Source organism: Streptomyces malaysiense (genome assembly GCF_000980885.2).
Classification (GTDB): domain Bacteria; phylum Actinomycetota; class Actinomycetes; order Streptomycetales; family Streptomycetaceae; genus Streptomyces; species Streptomyces malaysiense.
This window is the reverse complement of record NZ_LBDA02000064.1, coordinates 35,663-41,662: the sequence shown is the minus strand read 5'-3', so window position 1 is coordinate 41,662 and position 6,000 is coordinate 35,663. Positions and strand designations below refer to the sequence as shown.

Here is a 6,000-nt window from a genome sequence, read left to right as displayed (position 1 = left end):
GAGCAGCCGGAGCCGGTGCCCTCGGTGGAGCTGGTGTGCCACACCGACTCGCTCCAGCCACGGGAGTTGGAGGCGGTGGTGAGGGCGGTGCCGCCGACGGCGGTCACGTACTGCGAGGTCGCCGGGTACTCGGCGCCGTAGGCGGAGTCACCGGCGGAGACGGTGATCGCGACGCCCGGGTGCTTGAAGTACTGGCTGTCCTCGGTGGTCTGCGAGGACGCCTCGGGGCCGCCCCAGCTGTTGGAGATGAACTTGGCACCGAGCGAGACGGCCTCGTTCTCGGCTATGCCGAGGTCGGTGTCGTTCGCCGAGTTGGCCTCGACCAGCACGATGTTGCAGTTCGGGCAGACCGCGCTGACCATGTCGATGTCGAGCATCTCTTCGCCGGCCCAGCCGCTGTCGTTGGTCGGCAGCGAGGTGGTGGAGCCGGTCTGGCTGACCTGCTTGAAGCAGCCGTTGGCCTTGGTGCAGGCGGAGAGGCCGTACTGGGACCGGTAAGTGGCCAGGTCCGACTCGGCGTTGGGGTCGTTGTAGGCGTCGACGATGCCCACGGTCATGCCCGAACCCGCCGACGTGGGCAGGTTGTAGGCGCTGTGCAGGTTGGCCGGGGAGAGGCCGGAGGGCGTGGCGTTGGGCGTGATCGCCGCGGCCAGCTTCTGCTTGATGTCGGTGCGGCGCTGCGCGAAGCAGGACACGTGGCCCGGCGTGTGGTCCGCGGCGCACAGGTGGGTCGTGGGGACCTTCTGCCCAGCCTTGCCGGTCGAGTGGAAGGCCTGCCGCTGGGGCGCGGTCAGCGCGTGGTTGTTGCTGACGACCTTGCTGGTCTGCGGGTGGGCCGCGGCGACCGGCTGGGCCGCACCGGCCGTCGGCGCGGCGGCGAATCCGGCGACGGTCAGGGAGAGAGCGGGAAAGGCGACGCCCAGAAGTCTTCGCGCACTTCGGGTTCGCCCGCTCGGGCGTGACTCACGCATGTGGGTACTGCCTCCATCGGGAAGTGGGGTTTCTCGCACTGGTTGGCAGGCCCGTGACGCGCGTAGCGGCGACCACGCAGTCATGAGCATGACATCTCAGGCACTCCTCCACGTCGACTGAGCGTGACATGACAGGGTGCGGGAGGAACGTAGCCCCGGCGACCGGCTACTGGGCAGTACCAGAAGGAATTCTTTGCTTCCCCATAGGAACGGCTTAGCCCCCTCGTGAGAGGGGGCTGGTGAGCATTTGAGACGTAACTCGGCCGAAACCTACGCCCAGAGCTGGCCCTGGAGGGTGTCGATGGCGGCTTCCGTGGTGGCGGCCGTGTAGACGCCCGTGGAGAGGTACTTCCAGCCACCGTCGGCCACGATGAAGACGATGTCGGCGGACTCTCCCGCCTTGACCGCCTTCCTGCCGACGCCGATCGCTGCGTGCAGGGCGGCGCCCGTGGAGATACCCGCGAAGATGCCCTCCTGCCGGAGGAGTTCGCGGGTGCGGGTGACCGCGTCGGCGGAGCCCACCGAGAAGCGGGTGGTGAGGACCGAGGCGTCGTACAGCTCGGGGACGAAGCCCTCGTCCAGGTTGCGCAGGCCGTAGACCAGGTCGTCGTAGCGCGGTTCGGCGGCCACGATCCGCACGTCCGGCTTGTGTTCGCGCAGATAGCGGCCGACGCCCATCAGCGTGCCGGTGGTGCCGAGCCCCGCGACGAAGTGGGTGATCGAGGGCAGGTCGGCGAGGATCTCCGGACCCGTCGTGGCGTAGTGCGCACCAGCGTTGTCCGGGTTGCCGTACTGGTAGAGCATCACCCAGTCCGGGTGCTCGGCCGACAGCTCCTTGGCCACCCGCACCGCGGTGTTGGAGCCGCCCGCGGCCGGCGAGGAGATGATCTCCGCGCCCCACATGCCGAGCAGGTCCCGGCGCTCCTGGGAGGTGTTCTCCGGCATCACGCACACCATCCGGTACCCCTTGAGCTTGGCCGCCATGGCCAGCGAGATGCCGGTGTTGCCCGAGGTCGGCTCCAGGATGGTGCAGCCGGGGGTGAGCCGGCCGTCCTTCTCCGCCTGCTCGATCATGTGCAGCGCGGGCCGGTCCTTGACCGATCCGGTGGGGTTGCGGTCCTCCAGCTTCGCCCAGATACGGACCTCGGGGGACGGCGACAGCCGTGGCAGACGCACCAGAGGGGTGTTGCCCACCGCGGCCAGCGGGGAGTCGTAGCGCATGCCGCTCAGCGGCCGATCAGCGCACGGCCGCCCGCGGCGGCCGGAAGCGACTCCGCCGCGGAGGAACCCCCGGCGACGGCCGGCAGGATCGTCACGTTGTCGCCGTCCGACAGCTTGGTGTCGATGCCGTCCAGGAAGCGGACGTCCTCGTCGTTCAGGTAGACGTTGACGAACCGGCGCAGCTGGTCGCCGTCCACGATGCGGGCCCGGATGCCCGCGTGCCGGCTCTCCAGGTCGGTGAACAGCTCGGCGAGGGTGTTCCCGCTGCCCTCCACGGCCTTCTGGCCGTCGGTGTACGTGCGGAGGATGGTCGGGATGCGGACCTCGATGGCCATGGTTGCGGGCTCCTGTCGGAAGGGTCTTCGGGGGCTGCGGGCTCGGTACGTCAGCCGAGGGGCGCGCCACAGTCAGAGGCCGGGGGCACGCACCACAGTCGTAACCATGGGCTCATCGTATCGATTCCCGGTCAGTGGATCGGAATGTGATCCCGCCTGACGGACGAATTCCGTTCGGATGCTGAGATCAGTAGCTCTCGACGACCCTGACCTCCTCCTCGGTGACCTCTCCGTCCACGATCCGGAAGGACCGGAGCTGGAAGTCGCCGAGGCCGTCCGTGTCGGCCGTGGACACCAGGACGTAGTGGGCGCCGGGCTCGTTGGCGTACGAGATGTCCGTGCGCGAGGGGTACGCCTCGGTCGCGGTGTGCGAGTGGTAGATGACCACCGGCTCCTCGTCGCGGTCGTCGAGTTCGCGGTAGAGCTTGAGGAGATCGCCGGAGTCGAACTCGTAGAAGGTCGGCGACATGGCCGCGTTCAGCATGGCGACGAACCGCTCGGGGCGGTCCGAGCCGGCCGGGCCCGCGACGACGCCGCACGCCTCGTCGGGGTGGTCCTTGCGGGCATGGGCGACGATCTGGTCGTACAGGGCCTGGGTGATGGTCAGCATGGTGGCCAGGATAAGCAGAGGGCCGCTCCGTACCGAGGGTTGGTACGGAGCGGCCCGCATGCTGGACGTCCTGAGCGGCGGCCGCCGAGGGCACCACGAGTGCTCCCGACGGCCGGACGTCCCGGTGGGGGTCCGACGCCGGCGTCAGCGCTTGGCGAAGGCCTTGGCCTCCGGGTTGCGGCGCTTGAGCACCGCGTACGAGACGCCGAGGATCAGACCCCACAGCGGCGCGCAGTACAGCGAGACCCGGGCGTCCTTGTCGATGCCCATCAGCACGATCACCATGACGATGAACAGCAGGGCGAGGACGCTGGCGTACGGGGCGCCGGGGGCCCGGAACTCCGAGCGGGGCAGGAGCCCGCGGTCGGACGCCTTCCGGTAGCGGATGTGGCAGATCAGGATGACGATCCACGCCCACATGCCGGAGATGGTCGCGAAGGAGACGACGTAGTCGAACGCCTTGCCCGGCCACTGGTAGTTGATCCAGACACCGACGAGCATCAGCGCGGCGGAGAACGTGGTGCCGACGAGCGGGGTACCGCTGCGTGTCAGCCTGGTGAACAGCTTGGGGCCCTGGCTGTTGAGCGCCAGGTCACGCAGCATGCGGCCGGTGGAGTACATGCCGGAGTTGCAGGAGGACAGCGCGGCCGTCAGGACCACGAAGTTGACGATGCCGGCGCCGACCGACAGGCCCATCTTCTGGAAGGCGGCCACGAAGGGGCTCACCCCCGCGTGGAACTCGGTCCACGGGACCACCGACAGGATCATGATCAGCGCGCCGACGTAGAAGACGGCGATCCGCCAGGGCACGGTGTTGATCGCCTTGGGCAGCACCTTCTTGGGGTCCTTGGACTCGCCGGCGGTCACACCGACCAGCTCGACGGCGAGGAAGGCGAACATGACCATCTGCAGCGTCATCAGGGTGCCGCCGATCCCGTGCGGGAAGAAGCCGCCCTCGTTCCACAGGTGGCCCACCGAGGCGGTGTCGCCGGCGTCGGAGAAACCGATCGTCAGGATGCCCGCGCAGATCAGGATCATGCCGATGATCGCGGTCACCTTGACCATGGAGAACCAGAACTCCAGCTCACCGAAGAGCTTCACAGAGATCAGGTTGGCCGCGTAGAGCACGATCGTGAAGACAAGCGCCGAGGCCCATTGCGGAATGTCGAACCAGTACGTCATGTATGCGGCCGCGGCGGTGACCTCGGTGATACCGGTGACCACCCAGAACAGCCAGTACGTCCAGCCGGTGACAAAGCCCGCGAAGGGGCCGATGAACTCGCGCGCGTACTCCGAGAACGAGCCGGAGACCGGGCGGTACATCAGCAGTTCGCCGAGCGCGCGCATGATGAAGAAGATGACCAGGCCCGCGATGGCGTACGCCAGGATGAGGCTGGGTCCCGCCTTGGAGATGCCCTTGCCCGCGCCGAGGAACAGACCGGTGCCGATGGCACCGCCGATGGCGATCATCTGGATCTGGCGGGAGCCGAGCCCGCGCTGATAACCCTCGCCCTCGCCGCCCTCCGCCCGCGCGGGCTCGGTGCCGTCGGGACGCTGGTCGACCTGCGCTGAGGTCATGGTGGTGCGCCTTTCTCCATTCCGGCCCGTGCCTTCGTCGGCCGCGGACCGGGTTTCGAATCCCCCCGGATTGATGGAGTTGATGCCTGGCCGACGGTCGTCGGCTCGGTGGCGCACCCGGCTGAACAAGGGTGGTGTTCGCCGGGCGGTCGTGAAGATTTATCACGACCGCAATATTGATCGCGGTATGGGAATGTGGCGCGCTTCACAGGGAAAAGCGGACAAAGAGCGAGTGAATGCGGCAAACCAGGCCGCAACGGTGACGGGATCGTTATCCGGATTTGAGCGTCCGCTGAGCGGACGCACAAATCGCCACGATCGCCGAAATCAGGACATGAGAGTCGACACCAGGGTCTCCTGGAGGCCGCCGAGCCACAGATAGGCCATCACCATCGGCTTGCGCGGGTCCTCGTCGGGGAGCCGGTAGAGCAGTTCGGTGTCCTCGTCGTCCGCGATCTCCAGGCGGGAGCCGATCGCGAGGCGCAGATCGTTGAGCGAGCCGAGCCAGCGCCGCGACTCCTCGGGTGACAGCTTCAGCACCGCGCCGCCCTCGCCCACCGGGGCGAGCCCGTCGAGGCTGCGGATCACCGCGAGGGCGTTCTCCCGCTTGCCGGCCCTCAGGTCGTTCTCCGTGAAGCGGCGGAACTCGGCGGAGTGCGCGCGTCGTTCCTCGGCCTGGGCGGGCGAGTCCGGGGCCTTCTCCGGATCGCCGTACGCGTCCGGGAAGAGCCGGCGCAGCACCGGGTCGGCGGGGGGCTCGCTCGGCCCCTCCGCGAACAGCTCGGCGAGCGGGTCGCTGGGGGCGTCCTCGCCGGGGCCCGGCCCGATCAGCTCCAGGAGCTGGACGGCCAGCGAGCGGATGATGGAGATCTCGACGTCGTCGAGGGCGACGGCCGCGCCGCCGCCGGGGAGCGGTTCGAATTGTCCGGGCATGGAATTGGGTCGCTACTTCCGGTCCTGCTGGAGGGTGGCCCACAGACCGTAGCCGTGCATCGCCTGCACGTCGCGCTCCATCTCCTCGCGGGTTCCGCTGGAGACGACCGCCCGGCCCTTGTGGTGGACGTCGAGCATGAGCTTGGTGGCCTTGTCCTTGGAGTAGCCGAAGTACGTCTGGAAGACGTACGTCACGTAGCTCATGAGGTTGACCGGGTCGTTGTGCACGATGGTGACCCAGGGGACGTCGGGCTCGGGTACGGCGAAGACCTCCTCCGCCGACTCGGTGCGTTCGATCTCTACGGGCGCGGGTGACGTCACAGTGACCATGCTGCCACGCGCCCCGGAAATC

General features: G+C 68.3%; 7 protein-coding genes. All 7 read right to left on the bottom strand.

Annotated features, from left to right (window positions below; genetic code table 11):
• Positions 1-971 (bottom strand): S53 family peptidase (locus VT52_RS26500; RefSeq protein ID WP_420856311.1); only part of this gene is annotated, 971 nt, incomplete at its 3' end.
• A 270-nt stretch (positions 972-1,241) separates the two neighbouring features.
• Positions 1,242-2,192 (bottom strand): PLP-dependent cysteine synthase family protein, encoded by a 951-nt coding sequence (locus VT52_RS26495; RefSeq protein ID WP_046423152.1) that lies wholly within the window; start codon positions 2,190-2,192, stop codon positions 1,242-1,244.
• A gap of 5 nt (positions 2,193-2,197) precedes the next feature.
• Positions 2,198-2,527, bottom strand: coding sequence for a MoaD/ThiS family protein (locus tag VT52_RS26490; RefSeq protein WP_046423153.1), 330 nt, complete (start codon positions 2,525-2,527; stop codon positions 2,198-2,200).
• Between the two features lie 187 nt (positions 2,528-2,714).
• Positions 2,715-3,137, bottom strand: coding sequence for a M67 family metallopeptidase (locus VT52_RS26485; RefSeq protein ID WP_046423154.1), 423 nt, complete (start codon positions 3,135-3,137; stop codon positions 2,715-2,717).
• A 144-nt stretch (positions 3,138-3,281) separates the two neighbouring features.
• Positions 3,282-4,715, bottom strand: coding sequence for an amino acid permease (locus VT52_RS26480; RefSeq protein WP_046423155.1), 1,434 nt, complete (start codon positions 4,713-4,715; stop codon positions 3,282-3,284).
• Positions 4,716-5,042: 327 nt separating this feature from the next.
• Entirely contained in the window at positions 5,043-5,648 is a 606-nt protein-coding gene (locus VT52_RS26475; RefSeq protein ID WP_046423156.1) for a DUF2017 domain-containing protein, read from the bottom strand.
• A gap of 12 nt (positions 5,649-5,660) precedes the next feature.
• Positions 5,661-5,978, bottom strand: a complete 318-nt coding sequence (clpS, locus tag VT52_RS26470; RefSeq protein WP_046423157.1) for an ATP-dependent Clp protease adapter ClpS — start codon at positions 5,976-5,978, stop codon at positions 5,661-5,663.
• Positions 5,979-6,000 lie beyond the last annotated feature (22 nt).